General features: G+C 70.3%; 14 protein-coding genes and 3 pseudogenes. 6 read left to right on the forward strand and 11 right to left on the reverse strand.

Annotated elements, in window-relative coordinates; genetic code table 11:
* Positions 1–118 precede the first annotated feature (118 nt).
* A complete protein-coding gene (locus IE142_RS11535) occupies positions 119–2653 on the forward strand; it encodes an ATP-dependent Clp protease ATP-binding subunit (RefSeq protein WP_191885646.1) in 2535 nt (844 codons plus the stop codon).
* 6 nt (positions 2654–2659) lie between these two features.
* Here IE142_RS11535 and ggt read toward each other — a convergent pair whose 3' ends face one another.
* From ggt to IE142_RS11565, 6 genes are all read right to left on the reverse strand, one after another.
* On the reverse strand, positions 2660–4462 hold the full coding sequence (gene ggt, locus IE142_RS11540) for a gamma-glutamyltransferase (RefSeq protein ID WP_191885647.1): 1803 nt from the start codon (positions 4460–4462) through the stop codon (positions 2660–2662).
* 1366 nt (positions 4463–5828) lie between these two features.
* Positions 5829–6236 (reverse strand): DUF6278 family protein, encoded by a 408-nt coding sequence (locus IE142_RS11545; protein ID WP_191885648.1) that lies wholly within the window; start codon positions 6234–6236, stop codon positions 5829–5831.
* A gap of 542 nt (positions 6237–6778) precedes the next feature.
* Positions 6779–7567, reverse strand: coding sequence for an exodeoxyribonuclease III (locus tag IE142_RS11550; RefSeq protein WP_043382869.1), 789 nt, complete (start codon positions 7565–7567; stop codon positions 6779–6781).
* A 66-nt stretch (positions 7568–7633) separates the two neighbouring features.
* The gene (locus IE142_RS11555; RefSeq protein ID WP_191885649.1) at positions 7634–8269 is read right to left on the reverse strand and encodes an MBL fold metallo-hydrolase; all 636 of its coding nucleotides are present in this window, start codon (positions 8267–8269) and stop codon (positions 7634–7636) included.
* Between the two features lie 44 nt (positions 8270–8313).
* Positions 8314–9684 (reverse strand): bifunctional 3-oxoadipate enol-lactonase/4-carboxymuconolactone decarboxylase PcaDC, encoded by a 1371-nt coding sequence (gene pcaDC, locus IE142_RS11560; protein WP_191885650.1) that lies wholly within the window; start codon positions 9682–9684, stop codon positions 8314–8316.
* Positions 9685–9713: 29 nt separating this feature from the next.
* Positions 9714–10286: a site-specific integrase gene (locus tag IE142_RS11565; protein ID WP_191885651.1), complete on the reverse strand. Its 573-nt coding sequence runs from the start codon at positions 10284–10286 to the stop codon at positions 9714–9716.
* A gap of 93 nt (positions 10287–10379) precedes the next feature.
* Between IE142_RS11565 and IE142_RS11570 the strand changes: the two are divergent.
* From IE142_RS11570 to IE142_RS37635, 3 genes and pseudogenes are all read left to right on the forward strand, one after another.
* Positions 10380–11194 (forward strand): annotated as a pseudogene (locus IE142_RS11570) (IS5 family transposase).
* A 375-nt stretch (positions 11195–11569) separates the two neighbouring features.
* The gene (locus IE142_RS11575; protein WP_191885652.1) at positions 11570–11947 is read left to right on the forward strand and encodes a hypothetical protein; all 378 of its coding nucleotides are present in this window, start codon (positions 11570–11572) and stop codon (positions 11945–11947) included.
* 166 nt (positions 11948–12113) lie between these two features.
* Positions 12114–12218 (forward strand): annotated as a pseudogene (locus IE142_RS37635) (transposase); the annotation flags it as partial.
* On the opposite strand, the pseudogene IE142_RS11585 reads toward IE142_RS37635, so the two are convergent.
* A pseudogene (locus IE142_RS11585) lies at positions 12214–12339 on the reverse strand (IS5/IS1182 family transposase); the annotation flags it as partial. The pseudogenes IE142_RS37635 and IE142_RS11585 sit on opposite strands and share 5 nt — an antisense overlap.
* A 21-nt stretch (positions 12340–12360) precedes the next feature.
* Between IE142_RS11585 and IE142_RS37350 the strand changes: the two are divergent.
* Complete coding sequence (locus IE142_RS37350; protein WP_268252958.1) at positions 12361–12738, forward strand: DDE-type integrase/transposase/recombinase; 378 nt, start codon at positions 12361–12363, stop codon at positions 12736–12738.
* Between the two features lie 51 nt (positions 12739–12789).
* Positions 12790–13002 carry an integrase core domain-containing protein gene (locus IE142_RS11595; protein ID WP_268252959.1) on the forward strand — a complete coding sequence of 71 codons (213 nt, stop codon included), beginning with the start codon at positions 12790–12792 and terminating at the stop codon, positions 13000–13002.
* A gap of 125 nt (positions 13003–13127) precedes the next feature.
* On the opposite strand, the gene IE142_RS11600 is transcribed toward IE142_RS11595, so the two are convergent.
* The 4 genes from IE142_RS11600 to IE142_RS11615 all read right to left on the reverse strand — a co-directional run bounded on the left by IE142_RS11600 (position 13128) and on the right by IE142_RS11615 (position 17259).
* On the reverse strand, positions 13128–13538 hold the full coding sequence (locus IE142_RS11600) for a four-helix bundle copper-binding protein (protein ID WP_191885863.1): 411 nt from the start codon (positions 13536–13538) through the stop codon (positions 13128–13130).
* Positions 13539–14536: 998 nt separating this feature from the next.
* Positions 14537–14989 carry a DUF4383 domain-containing protein gene (locus IE142_RS11605; RefSeq protein ID WP_191885655.1) on the reverse strand — a complete coding sequence of 151 codons (453 nt, stop codon included), beginning with the start codon at positions 14987–14989 and terminating at the stop codon, positions 14537–14539.
* Between the two features lie 686 nt (positions 14990–15675).
* Positions 15676–16185 carry a gluconokinase gene (locus IE142_RS11610; protein ID WP_191885656.1) on the reverse strand — a complete coding sequence of 170 codons (510 nt, stop codon included), beginning with the start codon at positions 16183–16185 and terminating at the stop codon, positions 15676–15678.
* Between the two features lie 27 nt (positions 16186–16212).
* Positions 16213–17259 (reverse strand): glucose 1-dehydrogenase, encoded by a 1047-nt coding sequence (locus tag IE142_RS11615; RefSeq protein ID WP_191885657.1) that lies wholly within the window; start codon positions 17257–17259, stop codon positions 16213–16215.
* Between the last annotated feature and the right edge of the window lie 393 nt (positions 17260–17652).

Consider the following 17652-nt stretch of genomic DNA (forward strand, 5'->3'; position numbering starts at 1 on the left):
CTCGGGGTCCAGGACATGCCCGACGGAACAGAACGTGTCATGTTGGGCATGACCGCGCCCCGTCCGGGTTACCCGGCCTCGGCACGTCGAACAGCGATGCAGCGGAGGTCCGTACACGATGACCAGCGGCTACATGGGCCCGGAGGGCGACCCGTTCGCGGAATTCCTGGCACGCTTCTTCGGCGGGCCCAGGCCGAGGCAGATCGACATCGGCCGGCTGCTGAGCCAGCCCGCCCGGGAGCTGGTGCGAGGCGCCGCGCAGTACGCCGCCGAGCACGGCAGCCGGGACCTGGACACCGAGCACCTGCTGCGGGCCGCGCTCTCCACCGAACCGACCCGGGGCCTGCTCAGCCGCGCCGGCGCCGACCCCGACTCGCTGGCGTCGCAGATCGACGAGCGCAGCGGCCCCGTACAGCACCCCCCGGGCGAGGCCCCGCCGCCCACCTCGCTGTCCCTGACCCCGGCCGTCAAGCGCGCCCTGCTGGACGCCCACGAACTGGCCCGCTCGACCGGCACCGGGTACATCGGCCCGGAGCACGTGCTCAGCGCCCTGGCCGCCAACCCCGACTCGGCCGCCGGGCACATCCTGAACGCGGCCCGGTTCGCCCCCTCGTCGGGTCTGCCGACGGAGACGCCGGACGCGGCGGCGAAGAAGCGTGCGGAGGGGCCGAAGGCCACCAACACGCCGACCCTCGACAAGTACGGCCGCGATCTCACCGACCTGGCCCAGCAGGGCTGGATCGACCCGGTGATCGGGCGCGAGGACGAGATCGAGCAGACCGTCGAGGTGCTCTCCCGCCGCGGCAAGAACAACCCGGTGCTGATCGGTGACGCGGGCGTCGGCAAGACCGCCGTGGTGGAGGGGCTGGCCCAGCGCATCGCGGACGGCGACGTGCCCGACGTGCTGATCGGTCGCCGGGTGGTCGCGCTGGACCTGACCGGCGTGGTCGCCGGCACCCGCTACCGGGGCGACTTCGAGGAGCGGATGAACAACATCGTGGGCGAGATCCGCGCCCACTCCGATCAGCTGATCATCTTCATCGACGAGCTGCACACCGTCGTCGGCGCGGGCGGTGGCGGCGAGAGCGGGGCGATGGACGCCGGGAACATCCTCAAGCCGGCCCTGGCCCGCGGCGAGCTGCACATCGTGGGCGCAACCACGCTGGAGGAGTACCGCAGGATCGAGAAGGACGCCGCCCTCGCCCGCCGCTTCCAGCCGATCCTGGTACCCGAGCCCACGACCGCGGACGCCGTCGAGATCCTGCGCGGCCTGCGCGACCGCTACGAGGCCCACCACCAGGTCTGCTACACCGACGAGGCGCTCGTGGCGGCCGTGGAGATGTCCGACCGCTACCTCACCGACCGCCGTCTCCCGGACAAGGCGATCGACCTGGTCGACCAGGCCGGCGCCCGGGTCCGGCTGCGGGCGCGTACCAAGGGCACGGACGTACGGGCCATGGAGCGCGAGGTCGACCAGCTGATCCGGGACAAGGACCAGGCGGTCGCGGACGAGCAGTACGAGCAGGCGACGCAGCTGCGCGACCGGATCGTCGAGCTGAAGCAGCGGATCACCGAGGCCGACGGCGGCGGCGAGGCCGACGAGGGCCTGAACCTGGTGGTGGGCACCGAGTCCATCGCCGAGGTGGTGTCCCGGCAGACCGGCATCCCGGTCAGCAGCCTCACCCAGGAGGAGAAGGACCGCCTGCTGGGCCTGGAGTCCCACCTGCACGAGCGGGTGGTCGGCCAGGACGAGGCCGTACGGGTCGTCTCCGACGCGGTGCTGCGCTCCCGCGCGGGGCTGGCGAGCCCGGACCGGCCCATCGGCAGCTTCCTCTTCCTCGGCCCGACCGGCGTCGGCAAGACCGAACTGGCCCGCGCGCTGGCGGAGGCCCTGTTCGGCAGCGAGGACCGGATGGTCCGGCTCGACATGAGCGAGTACCAGGAGCGGCACACCGTCAGCCGCCTGGTCGGCGCCCCGCCCGGCTACGTCGGGCACGAGGAGGCCGGTCAGCTCACCGAGGTGGTGCGCCGGCACCCGTACTCGCTGCTCCTGCTGGACGAGGTGGAGAAGGCGCACCCGGACGTCTTCAACATCCTGCTCCAGGTACTGGACGACGGCCGACTGACCGACTCGCAGGGCCGGACCGTGGACTTCTCCAACGCGGTCGTCGTGATGACCAGCAACCTGGGCTCCGACGTCATCACCCGGCGGGGCGCGGGCATCGGCTTCGGGGCCGGCGGCTCGGAGGCGGACGAGGAGGCCCGGCGCGAGCAGGTGCTGCGCCCGCTGCGTGAGCACTTCCGGCCCGAGTTCCTCAACCGCATCGACGAGATCGTGGTCTTCCGCCAGCTCAGCGGCGAACAACTGCGGCAGATCACCAGCCTGCTCCTGGAGCAGACCCGCCGCATGGTGCACGCGCAGGGCGTCACCGTCGACTTCACCGACGCGGCCGTGGACTGGCTCGCCGAGCGCGGCTACCAGCCCGAGTACGGCGCCCGTCCGCTGCGCCGCACCATCCAGCGCGAGGTCGACAACGAGCTCTCGCGGCTGCTCCTCGACGGCCGCATCGCGGACGGCGGCCGGGTGACGGTCGACGTCGAGGACGGGCACCTGGCGTTCCGGACGCCGCAGCAGCCCGTCCCCGAGCTGTGACCATCGCTATCTGACGGGGCTGACCACCATCGCCGAGCCGCCGCCGCGCCGTTCCTTCTCTGCCGCGGCCAGCCACTTGCCGCCCGGCAGCCGCTGCACGCCGGTCGCCGCACCGATCTCGGGGTTGGCCTTGAAGGAGTGCCCGAGCGCTTCCAGCTCTTCCCGCAGGCCGCTGTCGTGGAGACCGGGTTCGAGTTCGGTCTGCGCCGCGTTGCGCTGGCTGGCGCGCGGGGCGGCGATCGCGTCGACGAGCGGGAGGCCGCGGTCGATGAAGCCGGTCAGCGTCTGCAGGACGGTGGTGATGATGGTCGCGCCGCCGGGCGAACCGACCGCCACGACCGGCTTGTGGTGCTGGTCCAGGACGATCGTCGGCGCGATCGACGACCGCGGACGCTTGCCGGGACCGGGCAGGTTCGGGTCGTGGACGGCCGGGTTGGCCGGGGCGAAGGAGAAGTCCGTCAGCTCGTTGTTGAGCAGGAATCCGCGGCCGGGCACGGTGATGCCGCTGCCGCCGGTCTGCTCGATGGTGAGCGTGTAGGCGACGACGTTCCCCCACTTGTCTGCCACGGTCAGGTGCGTGGTGTTCTCGCCCTCGTACGTCGTCGGCGCCGCCGTGCCGCCGCCCGCGCAGGGGGCGGGGTTCCCCGGGTCGCCGGGCGCGAGGGGGCTGGTGAGCACCGCGTTGTCGCGGATCAGGCACTCGCGCGAGTCGGCGTACCGCTGGGACAGGAGTTCCTTCGTCGGTACGTCCTCGAAGGCCGGGTCGCCGACCCAGCGCCCCCGGTCGGCGAAGGCGATGCGGCTGGCCTCGATGAAGCGGTGCAGGTAACGGGCCTTGCTCGCCTTGGAGAGGTCGGTGCGCTCCAGGATGTTGAGCGCCTCGCCGACCGTGGTGCCACCGGAGGAGGAGGGGGCGATGGAGTAGACGTTCAGGCCGCGGTACGAGGTCCTGGTGGGCGCCTGGAGCTCGGTCTCGTAGGCTGCGAGGTCCTCGGCGGTCAGGTCACCGGGGCGGGCGTTCCAGCCGGAGTCGGGGTCGACGGGCGGCTCGTTGACGGTGGCGACGATGTCCTCGCCGAGTTCGCCGTGGTAGATGGCGTCGACGCCCTCACGGCCGAGTTCCTTGTAGGTGCGCGCGAGGTCCGGGTTCTTGAACGTGGAGCCCACGGCGGGGAGTCCGCCGCCAGGGAGGAAGAGTTCGGCGGTGTCCGGGAAGTAGCGGAACCGCTGCTCGTTGGCGGCGGTCTGGGAGCGGAAGGTCTCGTCGACGGTGAAGCCGTGCCGGGCAAGGCGCTCGGCGGGCTCGAGTACCGAGGAGAGCTTCCGGCTGCCCCACTTGTCCAGGGCGGTCTGCCAGGTGGCGGGCGTGCCCGGCGTCCCTACGGCGAGGCCGCTGCTGACGGCGTCGGAGAAGGGGATGGGCTCGCCGTTCTCCGTGAAGAGGCCCTCGTCGGCGGTCAGCGGCGCGGTCTCGCGGCCGTCGATCGTGCGCACGGTACGGGACTTGGCGTCGTAGTAGACGAAGTAGCCGCCCCCGCCGATGCCTGCGGAGTAGGGCTCGGTGACGCCGAGGGCGGCCGCGGTGGCCACGGCGGCGTCGACGGCGTTGCCGCCCTTGCGCAGCACCTCGACGCCGGCCGCGGAGGCGTCCGGGTCGACGCTCGCCACCGCGCCGCCGTAGCCGACGGCGACCGGGGTCTTGGGGACGGCGGGTCCGCTCTGCGCGGAGGGTGGCGCCGCCGCGCCCACCGACACGACGGCGGCCGACACCGCCAGGACCGTCAGATTCCGTGCGACAGGGCGACGCATCCGCACCTCCGGTGAGACGACCGTCCGGGAAGCTTAGTGCATCGTCATGATCCCGTCAGGAAGCCCGGCACGTGCATGTCTCCACCCCGCCGTCCACGCTTGTGGAGCATCCGTGCGCGGGTGAGCGCGGGTACGGAACGGCAGCCGGTCGGGCCGGCCCGGGTGCCGCTCGGGTGCGCGGCGCTCGGCCAGGGCTACCTCCCTGCCCGGGGGGCGCTCCGCGCAGCGTGCGGATCCAGCGTTCGCGGGCCGTCCTGCGCGGACGATGTCCGGTCACCACCGGGCCGGTAGGCGGTGCGCAGGTGATCCAAGGTACGAACCGCCACCGCGGTAGGCGACGGCCTCGGTAGCGTCGGCAGGGGACGACCCGGGACAGCGGCGGGGCCGGAGCCGACGGGCCCCTCGGACCGGGCGCCGAGGCTGCCCTCTTGCCGTTCTTCGGGCCGCATCTCAACCTGAACTCTTGGGTCCGTACGAAACGTTGGCCCCGATCCGCATGCGCCTACGCCGACGTTGATCAGGTCGAGGAGTCAACAGATGCCACACGCTTCTCACCCGTAGCAGGCCGGGGAGACTTCGTACCGGGTGTCGCAGTATGCGTTCGGCGTCCGGACGATCATCGCACCGGTCGGGTGTACGCGACGAAGTGACGCGACGATGGATGCCGAAGCGGGTCGGCGCGGTGCCTGGGGCCGATGACCGGGAGGGAGGGCCTGGCGTCGCTGCGGCACCCGACCGCGGTGTGGCCCACCGAACGGTGTGACCCTACCGGGGGGGCCGACTGACCAGGGGCCGTCCCATCCAGCCGGCCGTCCTCGGAAGCACGGCTCGGACAGGGGCGCCAAGGCGGCGCCGGCCCGGCGCCGCACCGACACGTTCACACAGCGGTCGGCTCGCGGACCCGCAGCCCGGTCGCGGTACGGGGCGCCGGGGAGCCGGCCCGGGCAGGGGCACCCGCGGCCGGCCGGGGCACCGAACTTCGTCTCCGAGGTGCGGGCACGGGATTGCTCGGCGAACCGCGCTGTCCCACCCGTCCGGCGCGCAGCTGACCTTCTCCCCGCGGTGAGGAGTGATCTGCGGCTGGCGCCGGGCGGGTTCTGCTTCACGGTTGCGCGCGACGAGGCGTCAGGTCATGCGCCGGAGGTGCGGGTTCACACCCCCTCCCCGGTACCCGGCCACCTCACTCGCACGCGCCCCGGCGCCACTCGACTCGATCAACGGATCGAAGACCATGCAAAGCCCTCTTCCTCAGCCGTGTCCTGGTTGCCGCAACGTAGTAGGAGGAGGTGACACTATCCGTGCGACACGCACTTTCCGGGCATTAGCCGTATTTACCTTCCCCCGTTGACCGTGTCCGTCCTGCAACTCAGCCCTCCGCGACCTCCGCGTACGACTGCGACAACTCCGGCGCACCGGTGGCGGCCCACTGGTGACCGGCGGCGACCACCTCACACTCACGTCCGGAGACGAGCCGGACGACCGGTTGCCCGTCCTCCGTGAACGCCCAGGCGGCTCCGGGGACGGTGCGCACGATCACGGTGCCGAGGTAGAGACCGGCGTCGTTGCCGAGCCAGGGAAGGACCTCCTCGTCGTCCCGCCAACGCGGCAGCATCTGGTCCAGCTGCTCCAGCGAGGCCGGGGAGTCGTCGAGCCGGACACCCTCCCGGTCGGCCAGGGAACGCAGCAGTCCGCACTCGGCCAGCAGGCCGGCGATGCCTTCCGGGTCGCGAGCCCCCGCACCGACGCGCCGCTTGCCCAAGAAGGGAATGTTCATGGTTCCACCCTGGCACTCGCACCGCCGTACGCACCACAGGAGCGGGAGCACCCGCTTCCGGGCGGCGTCAGGAGCCGTCGGGTCATGGCGCGGTCCGAAGTCCGCGGTCGTCCTCGCCCGCCGACGTCCCTCACGGACGCCCAACGCGCGCCACGGCCCCGCTGGGGCGGTACTTCGACAACGCGGCCGCCAGCCACGGCGCCCGGCCCGGACGGGCGGACTTCGACGGCTCGGGCGCATTGCTCCCGGCCCGGGGCCTCGCCGCCCCCGGCTGGGCGCCGGGCCGGACGCTCACCGTGCGGGCGTGCCCGGCTGACCTGGTCGGCCGGTCCGCGGGCAAACCGGACGACGTACGGGCCGACGAACACAGAACGGGCGCGTCCCCGGACGCGGCGGCGTCCCTCGCCTTCCTCGTGGTCGGCACCGGCGGCGGTACGGCGTGGCCGCGCACCGCGCGGGCGCCTTCGACGCCGTACTCGACTTCGACGCCGTCCTGCGCGAGCCCGCCGGACCGGCGCGTGCGGGTGCGGGCTGCCGGTGCCTCAGGAGATACGGACGTCGAGGTCGACGACGACCGGGGCGTGGTCCGAGGCACCCTTGCCCTTGCGCTCCTCGCGGTCGACGTAGGAGTCGGTGACGGCCTTGGCGAAGGGCTCGTTCCCGTAGACCAGGTCGATGCGCATGCCGCGGTTCTTGGGGAAGCAGAGCTGGCGGTAGTCCCAGTAGGTGAAGGGGTGGTCGTACTTCAGCGGTCGCGGGACCACGTCGGACAGGCCGGCGCCGCGCAGCGAGGCGAGGGCGGCGCGCTCGGCGGCGGTGACGTGGGTGGAGCCCTCGAAGGCGGCGCGGTCGTAGACGTCGTCGTCCGTCGGCGCGACGTTGTAGTCGCCCATCACCGCGAACGGGCGGCTGCCGGCCGCGTCACCCTCGACGGCCGCGCGCAGCGCCTCGAACCACTGGAGCTTGTAGGCGTAGTGCGCGTGCTCCACCTCGCGGCCGTTGGGCACGTACACCGACCAGACGCGGACCGGACCGCAGGTGGCGGAGATCGCCCGGGGCTCCTGGACGCCGTCGTAGCCCGGGTCGCCGGGCAGGCCCTTGACGACGTCCTCGAGGCCGACGCGGGAGAGCACCGCCACGCCGTTCCATCGTCCGGTGGCGTGCACCGCCGCCTCGTAGCCCTTCTCGCGCAGCTCGTCGAAGGGGAACTGCTCCTCGGCGACCTTGGCCTCCTGGAGGCACAGCACGTCGGTGCCGCTGCTCTCCAGCCAGGCGAGGAGCCTCGGCAGGCGGGCGGTGATCGAGTTCACGTTCCAGGTCGCGATGCGCATGTCCACAACTTACCGGGCGGCACCGACAACCCCACCCCGCCCCGGAAAAGGCCCAGGTCACCGGCATCACACCCGGGCGGAGTCCCCCGGCGTCAGCCGCAGGTGCTCGGCGCCGCCGAGCTGACCGATCTGGCGGTCGTAGACCGGCCTGGCGAGGTCGGTCAGCAGGGCGTCGTGGATGTCGTAGGCCCGCTGCGGCTTCACCTCGCGGACGTAGTCGATGACCTCGGAGATCTTGTTCCACGGCGCCATGACAGGGAGCATCAGCGTCTCGACCGGGTGGTCGGGGACGGTGAGGGCGTCGCCGGGGTGGAACACCTTGCCGCCGTCGACGAGGAACCCGATGTTGGTGACGCGCGGGATGTCCGGGTGGATCACCGCGTGCAGTTCACCGTGGACCTGTACGTCGAAACCGGCTGCGGTGAAGGAGTCGCCGTGGCCGACGGTGTGCACGCGGCCGGGGAAGGCCGCCGCGACCTTCTCGGCGACGGACCTGAGCGTCCAGATCTCGGCGGCCGGGTTGTCCTCCATCGCGGCGCGCAGCCGCAGCTCGTCGAAGTGGTCCGGGTGCTCGTGGCTGACGAGGATGACATCCGCGCCGAGCGCGGCGTCCTCCTCGCTGAATCCACCGGGGTCCAGGACGAGCGTGTGCCCGTCCTTCTCGAGGCGGACGCAGGCGTGCGACTTCTTGGTGAGCTTCATGACTCCATCCTGCCGCCGCGCGCCGGCCCCCGGCTCGCCGGAACTCACTCCGGCGGCGTGGTCTCCTCGCGGATGACCTGCTGCGCCACCCGGAAGGCGCCGCTCGCGGCCGGTACGCCGCAGTAGACGGCAGCCTGGAGCAGTACTTCCCTGATCTCGGCCGGGGTGAGCCCGTTGCGCAGGGCGGCCCTCAGGTGGGGCGGCAGTTCCTCGAGGTGGCCGCCGGCGACCAGGGCGGTGAGGGCGACGCAGCTGCGGGTGCGCCGGTCCAGGCCCGGACGGTCCCAGATCTCGCCCCACGCGTACCGGGTGAGGAACTCCTGGAAGTCCCCCGAGAACTCGTCCGCCTGCTCCAGCGTCTGGTCGACGTGCGCGTCGCCGAGTACTTCGCGACGTACCTTGAGCCCCGCCTCGTACGGGTCGGGCCGCCCCTGCGCCGTGGCCTGCGGTCCAACGTCGGCCGGAGCGATCTCGGCGACGGGCGCGCTCTGCGGCGGGGGCGGCGCCATGGCCGGCTGGACGGGCGCGGAGGAGGACGGGACCGCCGGAACGGCCGGGCCGGCCACGTGAGCGGCGGGTGCTGCGCCCTGGACGGCCGGGACCGGGATCTGCCCGGTGGAGGTGTCGTGGGCGGTCTGCCAGGCGGTGGAGAAGTGCCGCACCAGCAGGTCGGTGACGGCTGCGGGCTGCTCGACCGGGACCAGGTGGGAGGCACCCGGGACGACGGCGAGGCGGGCGTCCGGGATACCGGCGACCAGCGTACGGGCCTCGGCGGGGCCGGTGACCTGGTCGTCGGAGCCGACGAGGACAAGGGTGGGCACGCCGACCTCCCCGAGCTCGCCGCGCACGTCGAACGCGGCGAGCGCCTCGCAGGCGGCGATGTAGCAGCCGGGGTCGGTGGTCCGGACCATCTGCACGGCCCACTCGGTGATCGCGGGCTGGGCGGCGGCGAAGCCCCCCGTGAACCATCTCTCCGGCGCACTGCGGGCGATCGGGTCGAGTCCGTTGGTGCGGACGATCACGCCGCGCTGGCGGAACTCGTCGGCCGTGCCGAAGCGGGGCGAGGCCGCGATCAGCGCGAGGGAGGCGAGGCGCTCGGGGTGGCGCAGGGCCAGCTCGGTACCGACGGCGCCGCCGAACGCACAGCCCGCGTATCCGAATCGCTGCACACCGAGTCCGTCGAGCGTGGCCAGCAGGCGCGAGGTGAGCTCGGCGACCGAACCCGCCGGATGGGCGGGAGCGCCGCCGTGCCCGGGCAGGTCGAAACGGAGGACCCGCCACTGCTGCGCCAACTCGGGCACCTGCCGGTCCCACATGTGCCATGTGGTACCGAGGGACGGCCCCAGGATCAGGACTGGTAGGTGTTCTGGCCCGTCAAAGCGGTATTGCAGCGTCTCGGTCTTGCCTTCGGTCACGGGTTCACACCTTCATCTGTCACGATCTGTCACACGCCCCCTGCGAGACCTCCCCACGCCTCCGCCGCCGGAAGCAGGTCCGCCACGTCCGGCTTCACGTACCACTTCTTCGTCGTCTTCACGTTGGTGTGCCCGGCCCACATGGCGAGCAGGTGATCCGGCACCCCGTTGTTGGCGAGGTACGTGAGGCAAGACGCCCGAGCATCGTACAGACGGACCCTGCGGCGGCCGTTTGCATCCATTATTTTGTAGGCCCGCGTTCGGAGCTGCCGACCGTTCAGCGCGCACCCAAGTTCATCCACGAGGACATACCCGCCGCCCTCGTACCCCTCGCCCGCCGCCAGGCGTTCCACTGCCTGCGTGGCGCGGAACGTCTTCAGCGCTTCCCGTACGAGGCTCGGGATCGGCAACACACGCTCCCCCGCCATGTTCTTCGTGTCCTTCTCCACCACCGTGCGGTTGCCCATCATGGTTCGGGTGTTGGCGATGCTGAGCGTGGCTGCGGCCAGGTCGATGTCCGACCACCGCAGGCCGCAGACCTCCGCCGGACGGAGCCCCATCACGGACAGCAGCAACGGCGCGAACAGGCGGTCACTCTTCATCGCAGCGACAAAGGCACCCACCTCCGAGGCGTTCCATGGCTGGGCAACCTCCTTAGACCGTGTCCTACGTGGTGAGGCGTCGTTGACCTCGGTATGGGGCGGGGTACGTGGAGTTGGATTGTTCCGGACGGGCTGTGGGAGATCGCGAAGCCGCTGATCCCGCCGTCGAGGGTGCGGCCGCAGGGCGGCGGAACACAGGACACGCCTGATGAGACGCTGTTCGCGGCCATCATCTACGTACTGGTCAGCGGCTGCGCCTGGCGCCAACTACCGCCCTGCTTCGGCATATCAAAGTCGACCGCCCACCGCCGGTTCCTGATCTGGTCGAGAGCCGGCGTCTGGGGGCGGCTGCACGAAGCCGTGCTGCACCGACTCGACGACGCCGGCCTCATCGACGTCACCCGCGTCGTCCTGGACACCGCCCATGTCAGGGCTAAAAAGGGGGCGAACACACAGGTCCGAGCCCCGTGGACCGAGGCAAGCCGGGTTCCAAGATGCACGTCCTGTCGGACGCGAACGGACTGCCCCTTCTCGTCGGCGTCTCGGCCGGCAACACCCACGACAGCGAAGGGCTGAAGCCCATGGTCGAGGGTCACCAAACGAGACACGACCCCCACCGCGGCCGGTACTTCAAGCCCCAGCGCCTCCACGCAGACAAAGCCTACGACCGCGCCGACCTGCGGAAATGGTTACGTGGCAAACGCATCGGAGTACGGATCGCGCGCAAAGGCATCGAGTCCAGCGAACGATTGGGCCGCCGCCGCTGGGTCATCGAGCGGACGATGTCCTGGCTGTCCGGCTACCGACGCCTGAGCCCTCGCTACGACGCGATCCCCGCAATTACCTGGCCTTTCTCGGACTGGCAGCCGCCCTGCTGCTACAAACGACTCGTCCGCCTCACCACGTAGGACACGGTCTAAACACTCTGCGGGGCGTCGCAGACTCACTGACGCCCTCAACATGCGGGCGTCGCGGAACCACGGCGGGCAGGCCACCCGTTGAGCAAAGAGGGCCATGGAGCGGGAGCGGTAAACGACCCGAGGGATCAGGCTCCAATGAGTGCTTCGGGCCGCTACAGGGTCCCCCTCCGGCTAGCTGAATTCTGAGTCCATCGCCCGGCGGAAGCTCTGATCTTCCGGCCCACCTCGCGTACCGGGATCGCCCGCTTTCCCACGTGTTCAGGCCAAGATATCCGCCGCACGTTTTAGGACGGCCATGCCTGCGCAGCCTTCAGCGCAGCACCAGTGAGTGCTACCTGCTGCACCCGGGGGGGGGATGCCACCGTGCCGACTGAGCCGACCGAAACAGCGTGGAAGATATGCTACGTCAAGGGCCTCTTCATCTCACGGAACACACTCATCGGGTACGGCAAGATCGGCGGCCTCGATGCCAGCCCCTACACGCGTTACGTCGAGTTCGACTTCAACATCGACGTCAAAACCACCAACGGTGACTTCAACAAGGCAGGCTCCAAGCTGAAAGCCACCCTGGAATGCGAGGGCGACTGGGACATCGGAGTCCCGTCGACGGCAAGAGACGAGGACGCATGTTTCACGGGACTCTACGAAGGTCGTGAGGATTCCCCCAACCAGTGGAACGCCGACGGCGACACCAAATTCAGGCGTGGTGAAGGACCAGGACGGCTTTCACGACGTTGGTGATGCGGTTGGTGCTGCGGCGGAGTTCCGCAGGAGGCGCCAGCCCTTCAGGGTGGCCATCGCCAGCTCACCGACACTGAACCGCTCCGGGTCTGATGGAGGCTCGATTCCCTGAGACCGTGTTTGAGATCTGCCGTGTCCCGTTGCTGAGGGGTTCGTTGAGCTCGCCGTGAGCGGTGTTGGGGGTGGGTATCCGTCGGACCTGACGGACGAGCAATGGGCGCTGGTGGAGCCGTTGCTCCCGCCGGCGCGGGTGGGGCCGAAGGGCGGGCGACGAGAGCACGCTTCTGCGGCCGGAGCTTGCAGCGGCGGCCACCCTCACGGGTGACGATGAGCATGGTGACCCACTCGACCAGGGCGTGAGGCAGGCCGAGTGAGGCAGGATAGGGAACCAATGAGGCTTGTGCGTTGATGAGTTGAGACGTCGAACACCTTTTTCGAACGGCACAGGAGCCTCGTGCGTTGCGGGATTCCGGCCGGTCACAGAACTACGAGTCGCGGCCCGAGACGACGATCCGGCAGGTCGCTGCCGATCTGGTGGAACGCAACTTCACCCGTCACGCCCGGACCGACTGTGGGTCACCGACATCAGCGAACCTCCAATGATGGAGGGCAAGGTGTACTGCGCTGTGGTCCTGGACGCCCTCGCCCGCCGGGTGGTGGGCCGGTCCATCGACGCGTCTCCGACTGCCGCATTGACCACCCATGCACTGAGCACGGCCATCGGCAACCGCCATCCCCGGCCCGGCGGCACCATCATCCACTCCGATCACGAAGTGCAGTCCGGCTCCTGAGCGTTCACCGAACGGGCCCGCGCCTCCGGTCCCCTGCCGTCCAGGGGCTCGATCGGAAACTGCGTGGACAACGCGATGACGGAGTCCTTCTGGGCTCGGGTCCAGGGGGAACTGCTCAACCGCCGGCGCTGGCGGACCAGACTGGAGTTGTCCACGGCACTCTTCGAGTACCTGGAGACCTTCCATAACCGCCAGCACAGCCACTCGGCCCTGGAGATGCTCACTCCGGTCGAGTACGAACTACGGGCAGCACCTGTAGCGTAAAACCAAGCGACACGACTCCACCGAACTCAGGACACCCCGCGGACTCTACGAAACTCGGGGCAGCTCAGCCGCCCTCCGAAGTCGGCCCCCGTCCGCCCGGTGCAGCGGAGTGGACGGGGAGTATGTCAGCCCAAGGAATCGATCAGGTCGTTGCACGCCTGCTCGCAACGGCGGCAGGCTTCGGCGCACACACGGCAGTGGTCGTGCTGGTCGGCGTGGCGCCCGCACTCGTCGGCACAGGCTTTGCAGACGGTGGCGCACGCCTGGAGGATCGCGCGGGTGATGTTGGCGTCGTAGCCGGTGTGGCGGGACAGCACCGCGGCGGTGACGTTGCAGATGTCGGAACAGTCGGCGTTCGTACGGATGCACTTGGTCAGTTCACTGACCATCTCCTCCGACAGGCACGCATCCGCGCACGCGGTACACGCCTGGGCACAGGCGATGCATTCCTCGATGCACCGGGCGAGCTTCTCCCGGTTCACTCCGCCCAGATGGGCAGGGTAGGTATCGAGCATGTCCTTGACTGCAGTGGTCATGAAGAAACCTTCCAGCGGTGTCCAGCGACGGCTGGTGCCGTCCACGTAGGGGTAACACCACACCGGACGCCGCAAACCGCCGAGTGCTGCGTCAACACCGCTCGGCCCTGATCGCGGTCGTGGTGCGTTGAACCTGGAGCGAGCGGAGGCAACGGTGGCGGCCGCGCATGAGGGGGGCAGGGTTGGGCGGTGGCGAGGAGGCCGTGGAGACGATGCACCGGAGGTTCGCGGCGATCGACTTCCTCACGTCGCGCCCCAGGACCGGAGGCATGCCGACGCTGCGAACAGGCGCCCACGCTCTGAGTATCTCCCCGGGCTGGCGGTCTTGCGGTTCTGCCGGCACCCGTGCCCGGGGGTAAAGCACCGGCGATGCGTGCGATTCAGGACCTGGTGCGGCGGAACAGCGCGCAACCCGCCCCGGCGAGGCCGGCCGCGGTCGCGACGCGTCCGATGCCCGGTGGCGGCTCGCCCACGACTGCGGGCTGCGAGCGTGCGCCTGATCGTCGAAGACTCCGTGCGCACCGTGATCCTCCGTGTCGTCGGCCGGCGCGAAGAGGCTGCCGGGTCCCTCGGACGAAGGAAGGGCGTCCGTCTGCTGTGAGAAAGGCGGTCTGGGCCAGATAGCGGCCCAGCAGCCCGGGGCTCCCGGCACTGACCAGCAGCGTCGCCACCGTGGAGGCGCCGACACAGGTGTTGCGGTGCTCCGCCCGGCAGACCGGTCTGCGGTTACGCCGTCCGTCGGCGGAAGACCGGCTGGAAGCACCCCTGACCCGTTCGACGCCCGTTACTCGCCGTGGGATCGGCGTTCCGCGTCGTCTTTCCCCGCTGGCGGCCGGACTGCCCGAGGCGACCGAGGACGCTGTGGAATCCGAGCGGCATCGCGTGGTGAGCAAGTCGTTGCCGGCTACATCGAGACCCGTACGGTGCGGGGAGGGCAGTGGGACGGCTTCGCCACCGTTCGCGGGCGCCCCTCGCCGTCAGGCTTGAGCCGCTGTGCTTCAGCGAGCTGTCGGGGCGGTCCGGCGGGTGAGAAGGACGCCGAGGGCGATCATGCCGACACCCAGGACGAAATGCAGCCAGTTGTCCGCCGTGTTGACCGGCACGAAGTTCGCTGCACTGTCGTGGTCGATGATCAACCCGTAGATCCACAGGATCAGGTAGATCACACCGCCGCCGATGAGGAAGGCGCGGGCGGTGGAAGCCGCGCGGGCCATGGCGATTCCGGCGAGGCCGAACAGCAGGTGGACGATGTTGTGCAGGATCGACACCTGGAAAAGCCCCAGGAGCTTGGCCTCGGAGTGATGTTCGGCGAACTCCATGGTGTCGTAGTCGGTCGTGACACCGGGGATGAAGCCGAGAACGCCCACCAGGAGGAATACTGCTCCGACGGCGAGCGCGGCCTGCTGGACCCTGGTCAGGCCGGCCGCGGGGGTGGCGTGGTGGGTGGACATGAGGGTGATACTCCTTCTGACGGTGCGGACGGCCGAAGCCGCGCAGTGACTGGTTGTCTTTTACCGTCCGGTTACCCCACCTTCCCCCCTTCAGTGCGCCATTGCTTCTCGGCTTCCCGTGCCACACCCGTCTCCCGAAGCAGGCGAGCCGGTCTCCCGGCAGCGGGGAAGCGCCTGCCGTCCTCACTCCCCGCCCCTCGACCGGCAGAGAACAGCCGCGCTCGTCTGGGCCAGTCGGGTGGCGGGCGGCCAGGTCGTTGGGCAACCGTAGAGCTGTCGACGCCGTGGCTCGCCTGGCACGTCAGGGGAGCCATACGTGGGTGGGCGGTTCGGGCCGGATTCCGCGCTGAACCCGACCGAGTACGACGGTGCTGAACATGAGCCCACGACACGGCGGGGAGTTCGGGGAAGTCACCCAGGAACGCTCCCGTGCCGAGGGCGTTCCACTCGGGGAACGGACCGGGAGGGCCGGTTATGGGCAGCGGTGTTCGAAACCTTGCGGCTTCATCGATGCGCCCCTGTCCTGTCAGATCGTCCATGCGCCGAAGCCGCACGGGGCGCATGTTCCCCCGGGCTGCCTCAGATCGTCCGGTGCCTGCTGGTGAGGCACCGGTGGAGCAGTCTCCCACTGGGCCCGAGGAGGTCGTGCCTGACGGCGAAACCGCCGACAGGTCGCGGTATGAGGGTCAGGCCGAGGTGACGGCGGCACGAGCGAGAGCCGCCGTCTCCTGCGGCGTACCGTCGATCGGGATGGCCGAGCCCGCTTCGTCGCCGCTCAGTGGTTCGAAGTCGGCGAACTGCGTACGGAGCAGCTCGGGCGGCATGAAATGGCCCTGTCGCGCGGTGATTCGTGCGGCGATCAGCTCGGGTGAGCCGTCGAGGTGGAGAAAGAAGACGCACGGCGCGGCGGAAGCCAGCCGGGCACGGTAGCGGCGCTTGAGCGCCGAGCATGTCACCACGCCTCCCGCGTCCGCATGGTCGGCCAGCCATCGTGCGATCTCGTCCAGCCAGGGGCGACGGTCCTCGTCGTCGAGCGGGTGGCCCGCACGCATCTTCGCCACGTTGGGTGCGGGGTGGAAGTCGTCTCCCTCGGCGTAAGGCACGCCGAGGTCCCGTGCCAGCAGTCGGCCTACCGTGGTCTTCCCCGAACCCGACACGCCCATGACGACGACCAGTGGAGCAGTGTGATGAGACATCCGAAGCCTTCCTTCGTACCGTGCCGCCTACAGCTCGATGACCACCTTGACGTCGTCGGGTCGCGGCGTGAACGCCTCCTTCGCGCGCTCCAGCGGCACCCGCCGGGTGATCAGGCGCTCGAGCCACGACCTGTCGGCCCGTGCCAGCGCCTCGGCGGCCTGGCGGTAGTGACGCAGGTTGGCATTGACCGAGCCCACCACCGCGTCGTTCTGCAGGACGATCTCCCGGTTGAGGGCTCCCGCGTCCACGGTCATCCTGCGGCCGGCGGGTGACACACCGGTCAGGCACACCACCCCGTAGGGTGCGGTGCCCGTCAGCGAAGCGAGGACGGGCTGGTTCGCGCCCGTGGCCTCGATGACGACGTCCGGGCGCACGGCGGAGACGACCCGCTCGGCATCCTCCGCGTGGTAGGTGGCGCCCAACTCCCGTACCAGGGCGGGCTTGATTCCTTCGGTCACCCGGTCGAGGACATGCACCTCCAGCCCGCGTTGTGCCCCCAGCAGGGCGGCGAGCAGCCCGATGGGCCCCGCTCCCGTCACCAGGGCGCGACGCGGCTCGAACCACGAACGGCCACCGACACGCTCCACCTGCTCCCACGCCTTCGCCACCACGGTGGCCGGTTCCATGAGCACACCGACGCGCTCCAGACGCGGCTCCAGCTTCACCGCGTAACCGGCTTCCACACACCACGCCTGTGCGCCATAACCGTCGATCTCCTTGATGCCGCGTTCGCTGTAACGGCCGTTGCGGCACATGTCGAACTCCCCTCGGGCGCAGGCCCCGCACGGTTCGGGGTCCGGCCGGCGCACCACCCCGGCGACGAGGTCACCGGCCGAAAAGCCGCTGCCGGGCGGCGCCTGCCGCACCCGCCCGAGGGACTCGTGCCCCAGCACCAGCCACTCACGGCCCGGCGGGGCCCACCCGTACCCGCCCCGGACGATCTCCCTGTCCGTTCCGCACACCCCCACCGCCAAACCGCGCACCAGCAGCTCGCCGTCGGCAGGGACGGGGTCGGGCACCTCCCGTACCTCCAGGGAATCCTTCTCGCCGGGCCGCACGGTCAGTGCACGCATCGCCCACCTCGTTCCTCTCGCCACGCGGCGCCTCATGCCGTGTGCGCCGCTGCCTGCCGTCCGTCTCGGCTTCACGGGTGTCCCGCTCGGCCCCTTTCAGCACCAGCCACGCGGTCGCATCCCTCCTAGACCCTCCGGACACGGGCGCTCGCGTCCCGTCCGGGCACCCGCCCCGCTGCCGAGATCCACGTCCGGGTGCCCGCTCCGCACTCTCGTGCTCAGCGGTCCAGCAGTGAATGGACACTCGGCCACCGCGGAGCTGAAACCGTGCGCCGAGAGGGGTAGCGGCTTGACGGCCTCGACGAGACCATCGTGCATCACCCTGCGTTTCGAGCGAGCCGGTAAGGTCGCCCTGCAGGTGCACTCCCAGACACCCGCCTACGTCGAAGACGC

This window comes from Streptomyces mutabilis, from assembly GCF_014649815.1.
Classification (GTDB): domain Bacteria; phylum Actinomycetota; class Actinomycetes; order Streptomycetales; family Streptomycetaceae; genus Streptomyces; species Streptomyces mutabilis.

Coding starts and splice junctions, on each gene's coding strand:
- IE142_RS11535 (WP_191885646.1), top strand. CDS start 119: ATGACCAGCGGCTACATGGGCCCGGAGGGCGACCCGTTCGCGGAATTC.
- ggt (WP_191885647.1), bottom strand. CDS start 4,462: ATGCGTCGCCCTGTCGCACGGAATCTGACGGTCCTGGCGGTGTCGGCC.
- IE142_RS11545 (WP_191885648.1), bottom strand. CDS start 6,236: ATGAACATTCCCTTCTTGGGCAAGCGGCGCGTCGGTGCGGGGGCTCGC.
- IE142_RS11550 (WP_043382869.1), bottom strand. CDS start 7,567: ATGCGCATCGCGACCTGGAACGTGAACTCGATCACCGCCCGCCTGCCG.
- IE142_RS11555 (WP_191885649.1), bottom strand. CDS start 8,269: ATGAAGCTCACCAAGAAGTCGCACGCCTGCGTCCGCCTCGAGAAGGAC.
- IE142_RS11565 (WP_191885651.1), bottom strand. CDS start 10,286: ATGAAGAGTGACCGCCTGTTCGCGCCGTTGCTGCTGTCCGTGATGGGG.
- IE142_RS11600 (WP_191885863.1), bottom strand. CDS start 13,538: ATGACCACTGCAGTCAAGGACATGCTCGATACCTACCCTGCCCATCTG.
- IE142_RS11605 (WP_191885655.1), bottom strand. CDS start 14,989: ATGTCCACCCACCACGCCACCCCCGCGGCCGGCCTGACCAGGGTCCAG.
- IE142_RS11610 (WP_191885656.1), bottom strand. CDS start 16,185: ATGTCTCATCACACTGCTCCACTGGTCGTCGTCATGGGCGTGTCGGGT.
- IE142_RS11615 (WP_191885657.1), bottom strand. CDS start 17,259: ATGCGTGCACTGACCGTGCGGCCCGGCGAGAAGGATTCCCTGGAGGTA.